The following is a 20,993-nucleotide window of genomic DNA, read 5'->3' on the forward strand; positions in this document are numbered from 1 at the left end:
GCAAGATGTTTTAACAGCGCTAAAAATTATACGCGTTCAATTTTACCTGATTTAAGTGCGCGAGCAGAAACCCAAACACGTTTAGGTTTGCCGTTTACTAAGATACGAACTTTTTGTAAGTTTGCACCCCAAGTACGTTTAGAAGCGTTCATAGCGTGTGAACGGTTGTTACCAGAACGAGCTTTACGTCCAGTAATTACGCATTGTTTTGGCATATTAATTTCCTCCTCATTTAAGAAGTTGAAAGAGTGTGTTTCACTTCGATATTTCACATACTATAATAATTTAACACACAGATTGGCACATTGCAATAACTAAATCCTAGACTTTCAAGAAAAAAACCTTTACACTATGTTTTGTGCAAAAATGGACGAATACAGCGGATTCTTTTATAATAAGATTTTGTATAGTACAATAAAGTGAAGTTAATTTTAGACAGGGGGCCATATCATGTCAGTAGAACTTACAAATGAATTCGGTCATATTGATATTGCAAATGATGTTGTAGCACAAATCGCAGGAGGCGCTGCAATTGAATGCTATGGTATTGTCGGCATGGCAAGCAAACATCAAGTTCGTGATGGATTAACAGATATTTTACGCAAAGAAAACTTTGCGCGTGGTGTATTAGTACGCCAAGACAGCGAAGGTGAAAATAAAAATTTACATATTGATATGTATGTAATCGTTAGCTATGGTACAAAAATTTCAGAAGTAGCTTATCAAGTCCAATCAAAAGTAAAATACACACTTGATACAACATTAGGTATGGCTGTTAATTCAGTTAACGTTTATGTGCAAGGTGTTCGTGTAGCGAACGATTAAGAGGAGGAACTAAATCAATGAAGTCATTAGACGGCATTAAATTTGCGGAAATGGTGCAACTTGGAGCACATCATTTATCTCAAAACGCAGATTACGTAGATTCACTAAATGTATTCCCAGTACCAGATGGTGATACAGGTACGAATATGAATCTTTCGATGACATCGGGTGCTAAAGAAGTAGCAAATAATGTCACTGAAAACATCGGTGCAGTGTCACAAGCATTATCTAAAGGTTTATTAATGGGAGCGCGCGGAAATTCAGGAGTTATCCTGTCACAACTTTTCCGCGGATTTGGTAAAGCGGTTGAAAAAGAAGCAACATTAACAACAAAAACATTTGCACAAGCATTTGACTATGGTGTTCAAACAGCGTATAAAGCTGTTATGAAACCAGCAGAAGGTACGATTTTAACTGTTGCACGTTTAGCAGCTGAAAAAGCGGTAGAACTAGCTGCAACAGAAGACGATATTATCGTGTTAATGGAAGAAGTGTTAAAAGCGGCTAAAGTGGCGTTAGATAAAACACCGGATCTATTACCTGTACTAAAAGAAGTAGGCGTTGTTGATAGTGGCGGTCAAGGCCTTGTATTCGTATATGAAGGTTTTGTTGCCAGCTTAAAAGGTGAAGCACTACCAGCAAGAATTGAGTCGTCTTTAGATGATTTAGTAAATGCTGAACACCATCGTGTACAAGACTTTATGGATACATCAGCAATCGTTTACGGCTATTGCACAGAGTTCATGGTACGCTTCGAGGAAGATAAACGTCCATTCAACGAAGAGAAATTCCGCGAAGAAATGAGTCAATTCGGTGATTCATTATTAGTCATTGCAGATGATGAAGTCGTAAAAATCCATGTTCACTCTGAAACACCGGGGGACGTCATTTCATACGGTCATCAATATGGTAGCCTTGTAAAAATTAAAGTAGATAACATGCGTTTACAACATACGGCTATCGTAGGCGACGAAAAACCTGCAACAGCAAAAGAAGTGAAGAAAACACCTTATGCAATTGTTACAGTAGCATTAGGTGAAGGTGTAAAAGAATTACTTGAAAGCGTTGGAGCATCATACGTGATTGAAGGTGGTCAAACAATGAATCCATCTACAGAAGATATCGTTAATGCCATCAAAGAAGTGGGCGCTGAGAAAGTATTAATTTTACCAAACAATAAAAATATCGTGATGGCAGCAGAGCAAGCGGTTGAATTATTAGATATTCCAGCAGCTGTTGTCCCAACAAAAACAATTCCTCAAGGTATGAGTGCTATTTTATCATTCAACCCTGAAGCATCAGTGGAAGAAAATGCTGAGGTAATGACGCGTGCATTTGCCGGCGTTGCGACTGCACAAATTACAACAGCAGTACGTGATACATCAATCGATGGTGTTGAAATTCATAAAGATGATTTCATGGCAATGGTTGATGGGAAAATCGTCGCTTCTGTTAAAACATTAGAGGAAGCTGCGGAAGAAGCAGTGAAAAAAGCGATTGATGAAGATTCAGAAATCGTAACAATTCTTTATGGTCAAAATACAACACAACAACAATTAGCTCAATTAACAGGTTTCATTGAAGCAAATTATGAAGATGTTGAAGTGGAAGTTCACAATGGTAAGCAACCACTATACCCATATATCATTGCAGTTGAATAATCGTTGTGTGATAAAAAAGAGCCTCGCTATGTGCGTGGTTCTTTTTTTGTGAAAAAATTTCTGAGGAATGTATACTCTAAAAACGCATATGTTTAATGTATAGCCGGACATACACATAATTTTTTTGACAATGTCTTATTTAGTCGGACAAATAAACAAAATGTAACTCCTAGCAATTGCATAAATCTTGGGTTTATGACGTGAATAGGATAAAATGATACTACAATTACTTAATTCTAAAGGGGGACTACGAATGAAATTTTCATCCGTTTTCGACATTATCGGCCCTGTTATGATTGGGCCGTCTTCGTCCCATACAGCAGGCGCAGCGCGAATTGGTCGCGTTGCACGAGATTTATTTGGCAAGCAACCTACATGGGCAAAAATCCATTTATATGGTTCGTTTGCAGAAACCTATAAAGGCCACGGTACGGACGTTGCTATCATCGGTGGCTTATTAGATTATGAAACGTATGATGAGCGTATTAAAACAGCTTTTGAAGAAGCAGAGAAAGCAGGTTTATCATTTGAATTTATTCCGGAGACAGGCGCTTCTGAGCATCCCAATACAGCACGAATTATTTTAGGTGATGAAGAAGGCAATGAAATGTCGATGTGCGGGATTTCAATTGGTGGCGGTTCTATTGAAATTACAGAATTAAATGGTTTTCGCTTGCGCATGTCTGGTGGTATGCCAGCAATTCTTGTTGTCCATAATGACCGCGCTGGTGTAGTCGCACATGTATCTGTTTGTTTAGCTAGCCATCAAATTAATATTGGCCATATGGAAGTGTCGCGTAAAGAACGCGGTACGATGGCTTTAATGGTTATTGAAGTAGATCAAAATTTACAACAAGATGTTTTACATGAACTAGAACGATTACCGAATATTACGCAAGTATCACGCATTAAAAATAGCTAGGAGGAATTAAGATGGAAGTGTTATTTCGTAACGTTCGTGAATTAGTCGAGCGCGCAGAAAATGAACAAAAATTAATGTCAGAAATTATGATTGAACAAGAAATGGGTATGACTGAACGAACACGTGAGGAAATTTTTGCCCAAATGGAACGCAATCTCGAAGTCATGGAGCAAGCGATAGAACGCGGCTTACAAGGTGTTACATCAGTGACGGGATTAACTGGTGGCGATGCCGTACTCTTACAAAAATATATCCAATCTGGTAAAGGATTAAGTGGAGACTTTTTATTGGATGCAGTTAGTAAAGCTGTAGCAACAAATGAAGTAAATGCCGCGATGGGAATGATTTGTGCGACACCAACAGCTGGTTCTGCTGGTGTTGTACCAGGCGTACTATTCGCCGTAAAAAACAAATTAAATCCAACACGTGAGCAAATGGTGCGCTTCTTATTTACAGCAGGCGCATTTGGTTTTGTTGTTGCGAATAATGCTTCAATTTCAGGTGCTGCAGGAGGTTGTCAAGCTGAGGTAGGTTCTGCTGCTGCAATGGCCGCCGCTTCAATCGTTGAAATGGCTGGAGGGACACCGCAACAATCTGCACATGCTTTCTCCATTTCATTGAAAAATATGCTAGGCTTAGTGTGTGACCCTGTTGCAGGTTTAGTGGAGGTACCTTGTGTTAAACGAAATGCCATGGGTGCTGCAAACGCAATGGTTGCAGCTGATATGGCGTTAGCAGGTGTGGAAAGTCGTATTCCAACCGATGAGGTCATCGATGCCATGTATCGCATCGGTCAAACGATGCCATCTGCATTACGCGAAACGGCACAAGGCGGGTTGGCTGCTACACCAACAGGTCGATGGTTAGAAAAACGTATTTTTGGAGGAGCTGTAGCGAACAGTGGTAATTGATTTAGAAAGCCCTGTAACCGAGCTCAAAGGTGTTGGAAAAACAGCGGCAGAAAATTTAGAGCAAATGGGTGTCTATACAATAGAAGAATTGATTATGACATTTCCGTTTCGTCATGAAGATTTTCGCTTAAAAGATTTATCTCAAACACCACATAATGAGCGCGTCACAGTGGAAGGTCGCGTAGAAAGTGTGCCGAATGTCATGTTTAGCGGCAAAGGTCGCTCGCGCCTACAGTTTAAAATGCTCGTAGGGAATCATTTAATTCGCGTATCTTTTTTCAATCAAGCATATTTAAAAAATAAATTAGAACCGGGCGCTGTTATTACAGTAACCGGTAAATGGGACCAAGGTCGCCAGCAAATTAGCGGCTCACAAGTCCATTTTGGGCCGAAAGAAGCCCAGGCAGATTTTGAACCTGTCTACAGTTTAAAAGGTAAATTAACACAAAAGAAATATCGTAGCTTTATGCGGCAAGCTTTGGATGAAGTAGCACGAGAGATTCCTGAAATTTTACCAGAAGAACTGCGTATTCAATATAAGCTATTAGGGATTTATGAAGCGTTAGAAGGCGTTCATTTCCCACAAAATGCGATACATGCAAAGCAGGCACGCAGACGTTTTGTTTATGAAGAGCTACTCGTCTTTCAACTGAAAATGCAAGCGTTACGCAAAGTTCGCCGTGAAGACGAGGCCGGACTTGCCATTCATTATGATGTTGAAAAATTACGCACCTTTTTTGCGGCCCTACCATATGATTTAACCGGGGCGCAAAAACGCGTAGTTAATGAAATTTGTAAGGACTTGCTAACAAAGCAGCGCATGAATCGTTTGTTACAAGGCGATGTTGGTTCGGGAAAAACAGTCGTTGCAGCAAGTGGACTTTATGCAGTTGTAACAGCCGGTTTCCAGGGGGCGTTAATGGCGCCGACAGAAATTTTAGCTGAGCAACATTTAGAAAATTTACGTAGTTGGCTAGAGCCATTTGATGTGCGCGTAGAATTGTTATCAGGCTCTACAAAAACTAAAGCGCGCCGTGAACTATTAGCAGATTTAGCTTCTGGGGAAATTGATGTATTAATTGGTACACATGCACTGATTCAGCCAGATGTGGAATTTCATAAATTAGGGCTAGTCATTACGGATGAACAGCATCGCTTTGGTGTCAATCAGCGCCGAGTGCTACGTGATAAAGGTGAAAATCCCGACCAATTATTTATGACGGCAACACCAATTCCACGAACATTGTCGATTACAGCATTCGGTGAAATGGATGTTTCAATTATTGATGAAATGCCAGCAGGGCGAAAAGTAATTGAAACGCATTGGATCAAAGCTGAGCAATTTAATGCTGTGTTGCAACAAATGGAACAAGAATTAGTAGCAGGACGTCAAGCATATGTTATTTGCCCATTAATCGAAGAATCCGATAAAATAGATGTTCAAAATGCGGTTGAATTACATGCGCAGCTACAGATGATTTTTGCTGATAAATTTACAGTTGGGCTTATGCATGGTCGTTTAGTAGCCGATGAAAAAGATGCAGTTATGCGTTCATTTAGCGATGGTGCGCTCAATGTGCTCGTGTCAACGACTGTCGTCGAGGTAGGTGTCAACGTACCAAATGCAACGTTTATGGTGATTTATGATGCTGAACGATTTGGTTTGGCGCAGTTACATCAATTGCGCGGGCGTGTTGGGCGTGGAGAGCATCAATCTTACTGCATGCTAGTAGCTGATCCTAAAAGTGATGAAGGGAAAGAGCGCATGATCTCGATGACCGAAACAAATGATGGATTTAGATTAGCTGAAAAAGATTTAGAATTACGTGGTCCAGGTGATTTCTTTGGTCGTAAGCAAAGTGGTGTACCACAATTTAAGATGGCCGATTTAGTCCATGATTACCGCGCGTTAGAAACAGCACGGCGCGATGCGAATAAACTTGTGTATAGCGATAAATTTTGGCAACATGCATCATATAAGCCATTGCGTGACGCGCTTGAAAAATCTGGTGTTATGACAGGTGAACGCATCGATTAGACGCGGAGAGTGCAAATTATACTTGCATTCTCCTTTTTATATTTATATACTGATATTAGTACCAAGTGCTAATACAAAGGGAGCGGCATATTGAAACAATGAAGTATTCGAAAAAAGAACGACAAAAATTGTTAAAGCAAACAATAGAAGATAATCCTTTTATTACGGATGATCAACTGGCAACGAAGTTTAATGTCAGCGTACAAACGATTCGATTAGATCGTATGGAATTATCTATCCCGGAGTTACGCGAACGCATTAAAGACGTAGCAGCACATAACTTTGAAAATGAAGTAAAAACCTTACCTCTTGATGAAATCATCGGTGAAATTATTGATATTGAGCTAGATGAACGAGCATTGTCTATTTTTGATGTGACGGAGGACCATGTTTTCCAACGCAATGGCATCGCACGGGGACACCATTTGTTTGCACAAGCAAATTCATTGGCCGTTGCGGTGATTGATGATGATTTGGCGTTAACTGTTAAATCGGACTTATCATTTACGCGTCCTGTATACGCAGGAGATCGTGTTATTGCAAAAGCAACTGTAACAAGCCGCGATGATAAAAATCGCACATTTGTAAATGTTACATCAACGGTAAATGGTACGACAGTGTTTACGGGCGACTTTGAAATGTACCGTACGAAAGGTAAAGGTGAATAAAATGAAATTTGCAATTGATGGTATGGGTGGCGACAACGCGCCAAAAGAAATTATCGAAGGTGTTTATAAAGCACTTGAAGATTTTTCAGACTTAGAAATCGTGTTATATGGCGATGAAGCAAAAATGGCTCCTTTTTTAAACGAACATAATCGTTTAGAAGTTGTCCATTGTACAGAGGTTATTGAAGGAACAGATGAACCGGTTCGTTCGGTTCGCCGTAAAAAAGATGCATCAATGGTTCGCGCAGCGCAGGCTGTAGCAGATTGCGAAGTAGATGCTTGTGTCTCAGCTGGTAATACAGGTGCATTAATGGCAGCCGGTTTATTTATCGTCCGTCGTATTGATGGCATTGACCGTCCCGCATTATCGACAACATTACCGACATTGGATGATGCTGGTTTTGATATGTTAGATTTGGGAGCAAATTCAGAGGCGAAGCCAGAGAACCTTGTACAATATGCGATTATGGGCAGTATTTATGCACAACAAGTTCGTGGAGTGAAAAACCCTACTGTAGGTTTGTTAAATATTGGTACAGAAGATAAAAAAGGGAACGACTTAACAAAGCACGCATTTGATTTATTAAAAGAAGCACCAATTAATTTCATCGGTAATGTTGAAGCGCGCGAATTATTAAATCATGCAGCAGATGTAGTCGTAACAGATGGTTTTACAGGTAACATGGTATTAAAAACAATCGAGGGGGCTGTTGGGTCATTGTTCTCGTTATTAAAAGAGGGCTTTATGTCATCAACAAAAACGAAAGTAGCCGCAGTATTGATGAAGCCAAGCTTAAAAACCATTAAAAATAAAATGGATTATAAAGAGTATGGTGGTGCGGTCTTATTCGGTTTAAAAGCGCCGGTTATTAAAGCACATGGTTCATCGGATGCACAGGGGTTTTATAGTGCAATTCGCCAAGCACGAAAAATGGCGAAACATGATGTTTGTGCAACGATTGATTCTACGATTTCAAAGGAGAATTAACATGACAAAAATCGCTTTTCTTTTCCCGGGACAAGGTTCTCAAAAAGTAGGGATGGGTGCAGAATTATTAACAGGAGATTACGCATCTTTTTATAAAGATGCAGATGAACTTGTACACTACGATTTATCGACATTAATGTTAGAAGGACCGGAAGATCAATTAACACTTACATACAACGCACAACCTGCTTTATTAACAACAGGTGTATTAGTGGCGAAACACTTAACAGATGCAGGTATCAAAGCAGATTTCACAATCGGGCATAGCCTAGGTGAATATGCCGCATTAGTCGCTTCAGGTGTGCTACGTTTTGAAGATGCTGTGCAAATCGTTCATAAACGTGGTGTGTTAATGAATGAAGCAGTGCCAGCTGGTGAAGGAACGATGGCAGCTATTTTAGCGTTGGATTCTGAACAATTAGGTGCGGTAACGGAAGAAGTTTCTACCGAGCTTGGCGAAGTTGTCCAAATGGCAAACTTAAATTGTCCTGGTCAAATTGTTATTTCTGGTACAAAACATGCTGTAGAAGTTGCATGTGAACGTGCAAAAGAAGCAGGTGCTCGCCGTGCATTACCGTTAAATGTTAGTGGACCATTCCACTCTGCATTAATGAAGCCAGCTGCTGAGCGCTTGAAAGCAGAGTTAGATGAGATTGAATTACATGAAGCAAATATTCCGGTTATTGCGAATGTAACAGCAAAACCTGTGATACAACCTTCAGAAATCGAAACGTTGTTAGTAGAGCAACTGTATTCACCAGTTCGTTTTGAAGAGTCAATTCGTGAGCTATTAGCACATGGTGTGGATACATTTATTGAATGTGGTCCAGGAAAAGTATTAAGTGGCTTAGTGAAAAAAGTAGATCGTAAAGCAACAACTTACTGTATTTATGATGAAGCATCCTTACAAGATATTTTAGAACAAGCAAAGGAGTGGTCACATGACTAAAACAGCAATTGTTACAGGTGCTTCACGTGGGATTGGCCGCGCCATTGCGTTGAAATTAGCACAAGATGGTTATAACATCGTTGTAAATTATAGTGGTTCTCAAGAGCGTGCAGAATCTGTCGCAGCAGAAATAAAAGCTTTAAATGTTGAAGCATTTGTTGTGCAAGCAAACGTTGCAGATGCTGATGATGTAAAAAAATTGATTGACACGACACTCGAAACCTTTGGCACAATTGATGTACTAGTTAACAACGCTGGAATTACGCGTGATAATTTGTTGATGCGTCTAAAGGAAGATGATTGGGATGCTGTTATTGACACAAATTTAAAATCGGTGTTCTTATGTACGAAAGCTGTTGCGCGCCCAATGATGAAGCAACGCGCCGGTCGTATTATTAACTTAGCTTCTGTGGTTGGTATTGTCGGCAACGCAGGCCAGGCAAATTATACGGCTTCTAAAGCAGGTGTTATTGGTTTAACAAAAACATCTGCGAAAGAATTAGCAGCACGTAATATTTTAGTTAATGCAGTAGCACCAGGATTTATTGAAACAGAAATGACAGATGCGATGCCAGAAGAAGCGAAAGCAGGTATGGAAGCACAAATTCCGTTAGCAAAACTAGGACAGCCAGAAGATATTGCCGATGTTGTATCGTTCTTAGCGAGTGATGCGAGTCGCTACATGACAGGACAAGTTCTTCATGTAGATGGCGGTATGGTCATGTAATAAATATTGTTTTTATTCATGGATAAAAAATGATATACTATGCTAGAAATCATAAACTGGTCCTACCAGTTAGTCGTTGAGAGGAGGTGTATTTTTGTGGCTACAGTTTTAGAACGTGTAAGCAAAGTTGTCGTTGACCGTTTAGGTGTTGATGAAAGCGAAGTAAAACCAGAAGCTTCATTCCGTGAAGATTTAGGTGCTGATTCATTAGATGTTGTTGAATTAGTAATGGAGTTTGAAGAAGAATTCGATATGCAAATCGAAGATGAAGACGCTGAAAAAATCCAAACAGTTGGTGATGCAGTGACATTCATCGAGAAAGCACAAGCTTAATCACATAAGCTGTTTTGAATAAATACTTAAACTTCCCTTGTAGCTTGCTACAAGGGAAGTTATGTTTTTGTGACAATATTTTTTAATGTTTTGCACATTGCGAAAGAAAAAGGTACACTATCAAAGAGTACTAATTTAGTAAACTAAGAAGGTTGATGAACGATGAAAATCGAAGAACTATCACAAAAAAATGGTGCAATTCCTGAACAGGCTCGTACCAAATTTGAAAAATTACAAAATATTTTAGGCTTACACTTTGGTAATAAGAATTTATTATACAATGCGTTTACACACTCATCTTACGTAAACGAACATCGCCGTAAGCAATATGAAGACAATGAACGTCTTGAATTTTTGGGCGATGCAGTGTTAGAGCTAACTGTTTCTAAGTTTTTATTCCTGAAATTCCCTAAAATGACAGAGGGCGAGTTGACAAAACTTCGTGCAGCAATCGTTTGCGAGCCATCACTTGTTATTTTTGCAAACGAACTGAATTTTGGACAATTCGTGTTACTAGGTAAAGGGGAAGAAATTACAGGCGGTCGTGAACGTCCAGCGTTACTTGCGGATTGCTTCGAAGCATTTGTAGGTGCTTTATATTTAGACCAAGGTTTAGAAACAGTTGTTGGCTTCTTGGAAAAAGTAGTCTTTCCAAAAGTAGAGCTCGGTATGTTTTCACATGTAATGGACTTTAAAAGTCAATTACAAGAAATGGTGCAACAAGCAAACTCAGGTGCGCTTCAATACACTATTATTAAAGAAAATGGTCCAGCCCATAACCGAACTTTCATTTCACAAGTCATGTTAAATGGCACTGAACTAGGTATTGGAAATGGTAAATCGAAAAAAGAAGCTGAACAAAGAGCTGCTCAAACTGCGATGGTTGCGTTTAAAAAGCAACAAATGCAAAAAAATAACAATATTGAAGCCGAATAGCAAACAACGTATCGCACAGTAGTGCAGCATGAACTAATGAGGCAAAAGATTAGTAGGGGGTATTATTTTGTTTCTTAAACGGCTTGAAGTGATTGGTTTCAAATCTTTTGCTGATCGTATCGGGATCGATTTTGTGCCAGGTGTAACGGCAGTGGTCGGACCAAATGGTAGTGGTAAAAGTAACGTCATTGACGCCATTCGATGGGTTCTTGGCGAACAATCAGCGAAATCATTGCGCGGTGCAAAAATGGAAGATGTCATTTTTGCGGGTAGTGACTCACGCAAACCGCTTAACTTTGCAGAAGTAACGCTCATCCTAGATAACGAAGATGAACGCTTGCCACTTTCTTATAATGAGGTGAGCGTTTCTCGTCGTGTCTATCGTTCGGGCGAAAGCGAGTATTTATTAAATAAACAAAGCTGTCGCTTGAAAGATATTACGGATTTATTTTTAGATTCAGGATTAGGGAAAGAAGCTTTTTCGATTATTTCGCAAGGTCGTGTCGATGAAATCTTAAATAGTAAGCCAGACGACCGCCGTGCCATTTTTGAAGAAGCAGCTGGCGTTTTAAAATATAAAAAGCGTCGTAAAAAAGCCGAGCATAAACTATTTGAAACAGATGATAATTTAAATCGTGTGCTCGACATTTTACATGAATTAGATGAACGTATTGAGCCACTGCGTATCCAAGCGTCTACTGCAGAGGATTATGTAGAGATGACAAGAGAATTGCGTGGTATTGATATTGCCGTTTTAATTCATGATATCGAAACATTAGAAGCTTCGTTTAAGCAACTAGCTGTGCAAAAAAGTACTCTTTCTGAACAAGAAAATGCACAGCAACAGCAAATTGATGCGCTTCAAAAGGAGCAATTAAAGCATCGTGAAGTACTTCAAATAATCGATACGACATTAGATTTAGAACAAGCAGAACTTGTAGATGTTAGTACAGATGTAGAACGTTATGAAGGGCGCAAAGCAGTGCTACTACAAAAACGTGAAAATGTTTCACAACAACTAGCGAGCTTAGACAAATCGATTCAAACTACGAAAGCACAATGTGAACAAGCTACAACTTTAAAAGAAGTTAAAGCGCAACAACTTGTAGAATACAATGCGGCATTTAAAGTCATTCGACAAGAAGTAAAACAAATGACGCAAACGTTAGAACGTTCTACGTCTGACATTGAACATGATATTGAACAATTAAAAAATGTCTATGTGGAACGCTTGAGTGAGCGTGCAGCAACGAATAATGAATTAAAAAACGTTATGCGCCAATTAGAGCAAGAGCAAGCAGAGACTACAAAAATGTCATCCGCTTCTGGAGCGACAATTGAAGAGCTTCAGCGTCATAAAGCAGAGCAAATGCAGGCAACTTCTTCGTTAGAAAAAATTTCGATTGAATTAGCGGAGCAATTAGCTCGTTATAAAGCAACGCAAGAAATGTATCAGCAGCTACGTGAAGAATATTCGAAAAAACGCGATTTATTATACCAAGGCTATAATCAGCTTAAAACGATGCAAGGACGCAAAGATACATTAGAAGAATTGTCATCGAATTTTGAAGGTTTTTATAAAGGACCCAAAATGATTTTACAAGCGCGCGATGACCAACGTTTAATGGGGATTCATGGTGCCGTAGCTGAAATGCTACAAGTGCCAGCAGTTTATGCTATCGCCATTGAAACAACGCTTGGGGCGACGGCACAACATATTATTACAGAGACAGATAAGCATGCTAGCCAGGCGATTGGCTACTTGCGCAATCATAATGGCGGTCGTGCAACATTTTTACCGAAAAATATTATGAAAACACGTCAGGTTCCAGCGGATGTTTTAACACGCATTGCTGGGCACCCATCATTTATCAATACAGCAGATAAATTAGTTGAAACAGATGCTGCCTTTAAGACAATCGTCGAAAATTTATTAGGACATGTCATTATCGCAAAAGAGTTAGAAGGTGCAAAAGCCATCGCTAGCACCTGCCATTACCGCTATCGTGTCGTGACGTTAGAAGGTGATGTTGTCAATGCTGGTGGTTCGATGACGGGGGGAGCAGCGAACAAACAAAACCCCGTATTTAGCCGCAAAGCAGAGCTAGAGCAGCTAACGGATAATGTTGATAAGTTACAAATGACAATTTTAGAAGCAGAGCGTACCGTAAATGATTTAGAAAAACGCGTAGGGCTAAAGGAAGCGGAGTTAGAACAGCAACGTCAAACTGGCGATTCTTTAAAACAACGAGAATATCGTCAAAATATTGCACTTGAAACGATTTCAGCGACCGTCAAACGTTTATCACAACAAGTATCATTATTCGATTCTGAAAAACAAGATGTTACATCACGATTAGACTTGTTAGCGACTTCTAAAAGTACGCTTGAAAAACGTTTAATGGTGTTAGATAAAGAGACGACTACGCTAAATGAACAAGTAGAGCGCTTTGAGTTGCTAAAAGCTCAAAGCGTCACAGAGCGCGATCAACTTCAAAATCATTTGGCTGATGCTAAAGCACAGAAAGCTGTAAAGGCAGAGCAAGTGTTACAACTTCAAATGCAGTTAGACGAGTTAACTCATAAGTTAGTAGCGAATGAAGAAAGTTTGCGTGCACAAGAAAAAGAACGTGAATGGCTGTTGACTGGTGAACAAGGTGAAGGTCCTTCAGAAGAAGTGCTTTCTCAACAGATTACATCGCTAAAAGGGCGTAGAGAGGCGTTAAGTTCTTCTATTAATAAGGCGAAAGAAAAACGTACAGAATTACAAATGATGATTCAAAACGTCGATGCAACGCTTACAGAAGTACAACGCGTTCATCAAGGTGTACTAAACGCCATTCGTGATATTGATGTGAAAATGAATCGCATTGATGCAAGTCGTAGTCATCAAGAGCAACAACTGTTTACCGAATATAATTTATCGTTCCAAGAAGCCTTATTAGAAGAAGCGGTTGACGTGAATATGGAGACAGCGCGTCGTAAAGTGAAATTGCTACGACAATCTATTGAGGAGCTTGGTGATGTCAATGTACATGCTATCGAAGAGTATAAAACGGTTTCTGAACGCCATACATTTTTAACGAATCAGCGCAATGATTTATTAGAGGCGAAGGATACGTTACATGAAGCAATTCGTGAGATGGATGAAGAAATGACAGCTCGCTTTGATGAAACATTTATATCAATTCGTGCTCATTTCCAAGAAGTATTCCGTGAATTGTTTGGCGGTGGGAAAGCAGATTTGATTTTGCTAGAGCCGGAAAATCTGCTTGAAACAGGCATTGAAATTGTGGCCCAACCACCAGGTAAAAAGTTGCAAAGTTTAAGTTTGTTATCTGGTGGAGAGCGCGCATTGACAGCGATTGCGCTGCTTTTTGCTATCTTAAAAACGCGTCCTGTACCATTCTGTATTTTAGATGAGGTGGAAGCGGCGCTTGACGAAGCGAATGTTAGTCGCTATAGTCAATACTTGAAAAAATTCAGCGATGACACACAATTTATCGTGATCACGCACCGTAAAGGTACGATGGAAGGTGCCGATGTCTTGTATGGTATTACGATGCAAGAATCGGGCGTTTCAAAACTCGTATCGGTAAAATTAGAACAAGAAATGTCCTAAAGGAGCGGAATGAAGTATGGGCTTTTTACAACGTATGAAAGAAAAGTTAACTGGTAAGAAAGATGAACAGTTAGACGAACAATTAGTGGAAACGACAGATGCCGATGCCATAGAGGCGGAAGCTGAAAAAAAAGATGATCATGTTGATGAGGTAGTTGAAGCGGTTGAAGTAGTAGAGCCGATTGAAGCTACACCAGTGATTGACGACGAAGTAGTTGAAACATCGAAACTTGACGAAGCGGTTGATGAGTTACCAGCAATTGTTGAGGAAGAGGAAAAAACAGAACAAGAGATAGAGAAAAAACGTTCGTGGTTCTCGCCGGCAGCTATTACAGAAAAATTTAAACATGGTCTCGAAAAAACGCGTAATTCGTTTTCATCTAAAGTGAATGATTTAGTTGCACGCTATCGTACTGTCGATGAAGAATTCTTCGAAGAGTTAGAAGAATTATTATTACAGGCCGATGTTGGTTTTGAAACAGTTATGCAATTAATTGAAGAACTTGAATTGGAAGTGAAACGTAAAAACATTAAATCAACAGACGGTATCCAGGCTGTTATTTCTGAAAAATTAGTTGAAATTTATGAGCAAGGTGAAGCAGATATTACCGAGTTAAATATGCAACCAGATGGCGAACTAACAGTCATTTTATTTGTAGGTGTAAACGGTGTTGGTAAGACAACAACGATTGGTAAATTAGCGCATCGTTTTGAACAACAAGGTAAAAAAGTGATGCTAGCAGCTGGTGATACATTCCGTGCCGGAGCGATTGATCAATTACAAGTTTGGGGTGACCGCGTAGGTGTGGAAGTTATCAAGCAGTCAGAAGGGTCTGACCCAGCAGCGGTAATGTATGATGCTATTAATGCAGCGAAAAATCGTGGTGCGGATGTCTTAATTTGTGATACGGCAGGTCGTCTACAAAATAAAGTAAACTTAATGAATGAACTTGAAAAAGTACACCGCGTGATTGAGCGTGAAGTGCCAGGAGCACCACATGAAGTATTATTAGCTTTGGATGCAACAACTGGACAAAATGCACTTGTACAGGCAAAAACGTTTAAAGAAGCAACAAAGGTAACGGGTATTGTTTTAACAAAATTAGACGGTACAGCAAAAGGCGGGATTGTTTTAGCTATCCGTAACCAATTGCACATTCCAGTGAAATTTGTTGGGCTTGGTGAAAAAATGGATGACTTACAACCATTTGATGCAGAACGTTATGTATATGGTTTATTCGCCGATTCGTTAGATAAGCAAATCGATGAATTAGATGAAGTTTCTAAAGAACTATAAACGCGTATAAAACGTTGATATATCAATGAAAAGCGAGGATTTGGACAAGGGGTTTACCTTGACAGAGTCCTCGCTTTTCTTATATGATACGATGGAATATGTATGTAAAGGAGAGGTTATGTATGTTACTTGAAAAAACAACGCGTATGAACTTTCTCTTTGACTTTTATCAAGCGCTTTTAACGGACAAGCAACGAAGCTATATGCAACTCTATTATTTAGATGATTTGTCATTAGGCGAAATTGCGGAATCGTACGGAGTTTCGCGTCAGGCAGTTTATGATAATATTCGTCGTACAGAAGCTATGCTTGAAGAATATGAAGAAAAACTTCAACTTTTTACAAAATTTCAACAAAGACAGCAAATAGCAGCGGCATTGACAACAGCTATTGAAGAAAATGCTTCAAAAGGTGAGGCATTACGTTATATTGAACAATTGAAAGAATGGGATTAGGGGGCGACCACTATGGCATTTGAAGGTTTATCAGAGCGACTCCAAGGTACAATTGCCAAAATTAAAGGTAAAGGTAAAGTAACAGAACAAGACGTTAAATTGATGATGCGCGAAGTTCGTTTTGCTTTAATCGAAGCCGATGTTAACTTAAAAGTAGTAAAAAAATTCGTTAAATCAGTAAGCGAACGAGCAGTAGGTACAGATGTTATGCAAAGCTTAACACCTGGCCAACAAGTCATTAAAATCGTTCAAGAAGAATTAACAGAATTAATGGGTGGCGAACAATCACCTGTGAAATTTTCAACACGTCCACCAACAGTTATCATGATGGTCGGATTACAAGGTGCTGGTAAAACAACAACTACAGGTAAGTTAGCGAATGTTTTACGTAAAAAATACAATAAAAAACCATTGTTAGTAGCAGCCGATGTTTATCGTCCAGCTGCTGTTCAACAATTACAAACATTAGGAAAACAACTTTCTATTCCTGTATTTGATAAGGGGACGGATGTTTCACCGGTAGAAATTGCTCGCGAAGCAATCGAACTAGCTAAAGAAGAACACCATGATGTCGTAATCATCGATACAGCGGGTCGATTACACATTGATGAAACGTTGATGCAGGAATTAAAAGATATTCGTGCAATTAAAGAACCGGACGAAGTATTTTTAGTTGTTGATGCGATGACTGGTCAAGATGCTGTTAACGTAGCAGAAAGCTTTAATGAAGCGGTAGGCATCACGGGCGTTGTCTTAACAAAATTAGATGGTGATACACGTGGGGGAGCAGCATTATCAATTCGTTCTGTAACAGAAAAACCAATTAAGTTTGTTGGTATGGGCGAAAAAATGGATGCACTTGAACCATTCCATCCAGAGCGTATGGCACAGCGTATTTTAGGTATGGGTGATGTACTATCACTTATCGAAAAAGCGCAAGCAACTGTTGATGCTGACAAAGCAAAAGAATTAGAAGAAAAATTTAAAACGCAAAGTTTTACATTTGATGATTTCCTTGAACAAATGAGCCAAGTGAAGAAAATGGGGCCATTAGAAGATATTATCAAAATGATTCCAGGCATGAATAAGGTAAAAGGTTTGGATAAAATGAACTTTGACGATAAACAAATCAATCATATTGAAGCAATTATTCAATCGATGACTATTGCAGAGCGTACAAATCCAGAAATCATCAATGCGAGCCGTCGTAAACGTATTTCTAAAGGATCTGGACGTTCTGTGCAGGAAGTTAACCGTTTAATTAAACAATTTGATGAAATGAAAAAAATGATGAAGCAAATGTCAGGGTTAGCTGGTGCACCTGGTGCAAGCAAAAAGAAAAAGCTAAAACTTCCAGGTATGGACTCGTTGTTTAAAATGTAAGACAAAAGCTCTGCATTAACAGAGCTGTTTTTATGAGAAATAGCTTAAAAACCTCGTCATATCAATTGTTTTAAGTTGTTAAGAAAAAATACTTTACAAACACTTGAAATCTTACGCAGAATCCTGTAGAATTACTTGTGTTAAGAAAAAACACTTTACAAACAATCGAAAGCTTGATATTATACTATCTTGTGTGAAACTTATTCGGAGGTGCAAAGAAACATGGCAGTAAAAATTCGCTTAAAACGTATTGGTGCTAAAAAAGCTCCTTTCTACCGTATCGTAGTTGCTGATTCACGTTCTCCACGTGACGGTCGTTCTATCGAAACAATCGGTACATTCAATCCATTAACTTCTCCAGAAGAAGTTAAAATTGACGAAGAAAAAGCATTATCTTGGTTAGCTAATGGTGCAAAACCATCTGATACTGTACGTAACTTGTTCTCAAAACAAGGTATCATGGCTAAATTCCATGAATCAAAACAAGGTAAATAATTTTACCTTATAAATAATCGGGGGTGACGTTGTGGAACAGCTGATTAAAACAATTGTACAACCATTAGTCGATTTTCCCGACGATGTTCGCATTACTGCGAATGAATCAGAAAATCGCATCGTTTATAAACTTGCTGTCCATCCTCAAGATGTCGGCAAAGTAATAGGTAAACAAGGAAGTGTCGCGAAGTCGATTCGCGCGATTGTTTATTCTGCTGCAAGCAGTCACCATATGAAGAAGACATATGTCGATATCATAGATTAGCGTAAAAGGAGGGAGCATTAGTTCCTTCCTTTTTTGTTGTATATAAACATAAAAAGAGGTGTCCTATATGAAATGGTACAATGTTGGTAAAATCGTCAATACACATGGAATTCGCGGTGAAATTCGAGTAATCTCACAAACAGATTTTCCAGAGGATCGTTACGAAGTAGGTTCTAAGCTTGGCATTTTTGCACCAGGTGAAAAGCGACCTACAATTGTTATTATTAAAACAGCACGAAAACACAAAAATTTTATGCTTCTATCTTTTGAAGGGTATCCGAATATTAATGATGTTGAAAAGTTTAAAGGTAGTATGTTAAAAGTAAATGAAAACTTTTTAGAAGAATTAGAAGAAGATGAATTTTATTATCATGAAATTGTTGGTTGTGATGTATTCGATGAAAATGGCACCGAGATTGGTAAAATAAAAGAAATTTTTGAAACAGGCGCCAATGATGTTTGGACTGTCACAGGTATTGATGGGAAAGAACATTACTTACCAGTTATTTTTGAAGTGATTAAAGAAGTTGATGTTGAGAATAAACGGATAACAATTGAATTGATGGAAGGTTTATTATCATGATGAATATTCAAGTATTGTCATTGTTTCCAGATATGTTTGACGGCGTATTTAATGCTTCAATTATGAAAAAAGCGCAGGAAAAAGGTGCGGTATCATTTGATGTGACAGATTTTCGTTCATTTTCAACTAACAAGCATAATCAAGTAGATGATTATCCCTACGGGGGTGGCGCTGGAATGGTGTTAAAGCCAGAGCCTTTATTTAATGCAGTAGAAGCATTACAGGCAAAAGGGAAAAAGCCACGTATCATTTTAATGTGTCCACAAGGTGAGCGTTATTCGCAACAGAAAGCAGAAGAATTAGCACGGGAAGAGGATTTGATATTCCTTTGCGGCCACTATGAAGGTTATGACGAACGTATTCGCGAATATTTAGTTACCGATGAAATTTCAATTGGTGATTTTGTGTTAACTGGTGGCGAACTAGCTGCTATGACAATTATTGATAGCGTTGTACGCCTTTTACCAGGGGTATTAGGACAAGAGGCATCACATATTAATGATTCGTTCTCTACAGGCCTTTTAGAGCATCCTCATTATACGCGGCCAGCAGATTTTCGTGGTATGAAAGTTCCTGATGTTTTAATGTCAGGAAATCATGCGAAAATCGATGAATGGCGCGAAGAGCAATCGCTAAAACGCACATTTGAACGTCGCCCAGATTTATTAGAAAATATTGAATTAACACCAAAGCAATTGAAATATTTACAATTACTTGGCTATAAAAAATAATACGTTGTGACAAAGGAATAGACTTGAAACAAATACGTGAATATGCTAGTATTTAAAGTGCATTTCTAAGAAGTGCCGTATTACGGTGTTCCGCTGTAGCAACCATTAAGCGACCTATATGAGCATCTGTCAAAGGAGAAAATAAAATGTCAAACATTATTACAGAAATTACAAAAGAACAATTACGCACTGACATCCCAGCTTTCCGTGCTGGTGATACAGTAATCGTCGACGTTAAAGTTGTCGAAGGTACTCGCGAACGTATCCAAAAATTCGAAGGTGTTGTAATCAAACGTCGTGGTGGCGGTATCAGCGAAACTTTCACTGTTCGTAAAATCTCTTACGGTGTAGGCGTTGAACGTACATTCCCAGTTAATACACCAAAAATCGCAGCACTTACAGTTACTCGTCGTGGTAAAGTACGTCGTGCTAAATTATACTACCTACGTAACTTACGTGGTAAAGCTGCTCGTATTAAAGAAATTCGCTAATTTCTATTTACAAGCACGAAAGGAGTGTAGAGCAATTTGCTCTACACTTTTTTCATGTTTTAGACTATCAATCTTTTTGCCTACATTCAAAAATACTTGTACAATGAATAAAGTAGAGTGAGGTGGTGGCAGTATGGAAGAAAAACAAATAAAGAAGGAAAAAAGCGACCTGTGGGAATGGGTTAAAGCGCTGGTCATTGCTTTTTTATTAGCAGCATTAATTCGCTTTGTATTGTTTACACCAATTGTTGTCGATGGTGAATCAATGATGCCTACGCTTGAAAGTGGTGAGCGTATGATTGTCAATAAACTGAATTATAAGATAGGAGATATTCAGCATTTTGATATTGTTGTTTTCCATGCACCTGAAAAGAAAGATTATATAAAGCGGGTAATCGGTGTTCCAGGAGATACACTTGAGTATAAAAATGACCAACTATATATTAATGGTAAGAAAATAAATGAACCATATTTACAAGATTATAAAAACCAAATTGTTGATGGTGGTACACTAACAGAAGATTTTAGTTTACTGGATTATACAGGAAAAAAAATTATTCCAAAAGGCTCTTATTTTGTAATGGGTGATAACCGCCGTAATAGTAAAGATAGTCGACATATTGGACTTGTATCAGAAGAGGAGATTGTTGGGAAGGCAAGTGTTGTCTTTTGGCCAATTGAAAACTTTGGTACTGTAGATTAAGAGGAGAGAT

At 38.9% G+C, this 20,993-nt stretch carries 22 protein-coding genes; 21 read left to right on the top strand and 1 reads right to left on the bottom strand.

What is annotated here, in order from left to right; translation table 11 throughout:
• Positions 1–26: 26 nt before the first annotated feature.
• Positions 27–215, bottom strand: a complete 189-nt coding sequence (rpmB, locus tag V514_RS0102860) for a 50S ribosomal protein L28 (protein ID WP_029498193.1) — start codon at positions 213–215, stop codon at positions 27–29.
• Positions 216–450: 235 nt separating this feature from the next.
• Between rpmB and V514_RS0102865 the strand changes: the two genes are divergently transcribed.
• The 21 genes from V514_RS0102865 to lepB all read left to right on the top strand — a co-directional run bounded on the left by V514_RS0102865 (position 451) and on the right by lepB (position 20,983).
• Positions 451–825 carry an Asp23/Gls24 family envelope stress response protein gene (locus tag V514_RS0102865; protein WP_029498194.1) on the top strand — a complete coding sequence of 125 codons (375 nt, stop codon included), beginning with the start codon at positions 451–453 and terminating at the stop codon, positions 823–825.
• 17 nt (positions 826–842) lie between these two features.
• Entirely contained in the window at positions 843–2,486 is a 1,644-nt protein-coding gene (locus V514_RS0102870; protein ID WP_029498195.1) for a DAK2 domain-containing protein, read from the top strand.
• A 253-nt stretch (positions 2,487–2,739) separates the two neighbouring features.
• Positions 2,740–3,408: an L-serine ammonia-lyase, iron-sulfur-dependent subunit beta gene (gene sdaAB / locus V514_RS0102875; protein WP_029498196.1), complete on the top strand. Its 669-nt coding sequence runs from the start codon at positions 2,740–2,742 to the stop codon at positions 3,406–3,408.
• Positions 3,409–3,419: 11 nt separating this feature from the next.
• The gene (gene sdaAA, locus V514_RS0102880; RefSeq protein WP_029498197.1) at positions 3,420–4,319 is read left to right on the top strand and encodes an L-serine ammonia-lyase, iron-sulfur-dependent, subunit alpha; all 900 of its coding nucleotides are present in this window, start codon (positions 3,420–3,422) and stop codon (positions 4,317–4,319) included.
• A complete protein-coding gene (gene recG / locus V514_RS0102885) occupies positions 4,309–6,357 on the top strand; it encodes an ATP-dependent DNA helicase RecG (RefSeq protein WP_029498198.1) in 2,049 nt (682 codons plus the stop codon). The genes sdaAA and recG overlap by 11 nt, the downstream gene beginning before the upstream one ends.
• Positions 6,358–6,455: 98 nt before the next feature.
• On the top strand, positions 6,456–7,025 hold the full coding sequence (gene fapR, locus V514_RS0102890) for a transcription factor FapR (RefSeq protein ID WP_029498199.1): 570 nt from the start codon (positions 6,456–6,458) through the stop codon (positions 7,023–7,025).
• A gap of 1 nt (position 7,026) precedes the next feature.
• Positions 7,027–8,013 carry a phosphate acyltransferase PlsX gene (gene plsX / locus V514_RS0102895; RefSeq protein ID WP_029498200.1) on the top strand — a complete coding sequence of 329 codons (987 nt, stop codon included), beginning with the start codon at positions 7,027–7,029 and terminating at the stop codon, positions 8,011–8,013.
• 1 nt (position 8,014) lies between these two features.
• Entirely contained in the window at positions 8,015–8,962 is a 948-nt protein-coding gene (gene fabD / locus V514_RS0102900; RefSeq protein ID WP_029498202.1) for an ACP S-malonyltransferase, read from the top strand.
• The gene (gene fabG / locus V514_RS0102905) at positions 8,955–9,689 is read left to right on the top strand and encodes a 3-oxoacyl-[acyl-carrier-protein] reductase (RefSeq protein WP_029498203.1); all 735 of its coding nucleotides are present in this window, start codon (positions 8,955–8,957) and stop codon (positions 9,687–9,689) included. The genes fabD and fabG overlap by 8 nt, the downstream gene beginning before the upstream one ends.
• Before the next feature lie 96 nt (positions 9,690–9,785).
• A complete protein-coding gene (locus tag V514_RS0102910) occupies positions 9,786–10,022 on the top strand; it encodes an acyl carrier protein (RefSeq protein WP_029498204.1) in 237 nt (78 codons plus the stop codon).
• Between the two features lie 162 nt (positions 10,023–10,184).
• Positions 10,185–10,958 carry a ribonuclease III gene (gene rnc / locus V514_RS0102915; protein ID WP_029498205.1) on the top strand — a complete coding sequence of 258 codons (774 nt, stop codon included), beginning with the start codon at positions 10,185–10,187 and terminating at the stop codon, positions 10,956–10,958.
• Between the two features lie 67 nt (positions 10,959–11,025).
• Positions 11,026–14,580 carry a chromosome segregation protein SMC gene (gene smc, locus V514_RS0102920; RefSeq protein ID WP_029498206.1) on the top strand — a complete coding sequence of 1,185 codons (3,555 nt, stop codon included), beginning with the start codon at positions 11,026–11,028 and terminating at the stop codon, positions 14,578–14,580.
• 16 nt (positions 14,581–14,596) lie between these two features.
• Positions 14,597–15,877 (top strand): signal recognition particle-docking protein FtsY, encoded by a 1,281-nt coding sequence (gene ftsY, locus V514_RS0102925; protein WP_029498207.1) that lies wholly within the window; start codon positions 14,597–14,599, stop codon positions 15,875–15,877.
• 122 nt (positions 15,878–15,999) lie between these two features.
• On the top strand, positions 16,000–16,332 hold the full coding sequence (locus tag V514_RS0102930; protein ID WP_029498208.1) for a putative DNA-binding protein: 333 nt from the start codon (positions 16,000–16,002) through the stop codon (positions 16,330–16,332).
• A 12-nt stretch (positions 16,333–16,344) separates the two neighbouring features.
• Positions 16,345–17,715, top strand: coding sequence for a signal recognition particle protein (gene ffh, locus V514_RS0102935; protein WP_029498209.1), 1,371 nt, complete (start codon positions 16,345–16,347; stop codon positions 17,713–17,715).
• Between the two features lie 222 nt (positions 17,716–17,937).
• Positions 17,938–18,210 (top strand): 30S ribosomal protein S16, encoded by a 273-nt coding sequence (gene rpsP / locus V514_RS0102940; protein ID WP_020189420.1) that lies wholly within the window; start codon positions 17,938–17,940, stop codon positions 18,208–18,210.
• 31 nt (positions 18,211–18,241) lie between these two features.
• Positions 18,242–18,475 carry a KH domain-containing protein gene (locus V514_RS0102945; protein WP_029498210.1) on the top strand — a complete coding sequence of 78 codons (234 nt, stop codon included), beginning with the start codon at positions 18,242–18,244 and terminating at the stop codon, positions 18,473–18,475.
• Between the two features lie 67 nt (positions 18,476–18,542).
• Positions 18,543–19,058, top strand: a complete 516-nt coding sequence (gene rimM / locus V514_RS0102950; protein WP_029498211.1) for a ribosome maturation factor RimM — start codon at positions 18,543–18,545, stop codon at positions 19,056–19,058.
• On the top strand, positions 19,058–19,789 hold the full coding sequence (gene trmD / locus V514_RS0102955; RefSeq protein ID WP_029498212.1) for a tRNA (guanosine(37)-N1)-methyltransferase TrmD: 732 nt from the start codon (positions 19,058–19,060) through the stop codon (positions 19,787–19,789). Before rimM ends, trmD begins: the two co-directional genes overlap by 1 nt.
• A 146-nt stretch (positions 19,790–19,935) precedes the next feature.
• Positions 19,936–20,280: a 50S ribosomal protein L19 gene (rplS, locus tag V514_RS0102960; RefSeq protein WP_029498213.1), complete on the top strand. Its 345-nt coding sequence runs from the start codon at positions 19,936–19,938 to the stop codon at positions 20,278–20,280.
• Between the two features lie 133 nt (positions 20,281–20,413).
• On the top strand, positions 20,414–20,983 hold the full coding sequence (gene lepB, locus V514_RS0102965) for a signal peptidase I (RefSeq protein ID WP_029498214.1): 570 nt from the start codon (positions 20,414–20,416) through the stop codon (positions 20,981–20,983).
• Positions 20,984–20,993: the final 10 nt, after the last annotated feature.

It is taken from the genome of Kurthia huakuii LAM0618, from assembly GCF_000505545.1.
Taxonomy (GTDB): Bacteria; Bacillota; Bacilli; order Bacillales_A; family Planococcaceae; genus Kurthia; species Kurthia huakuii.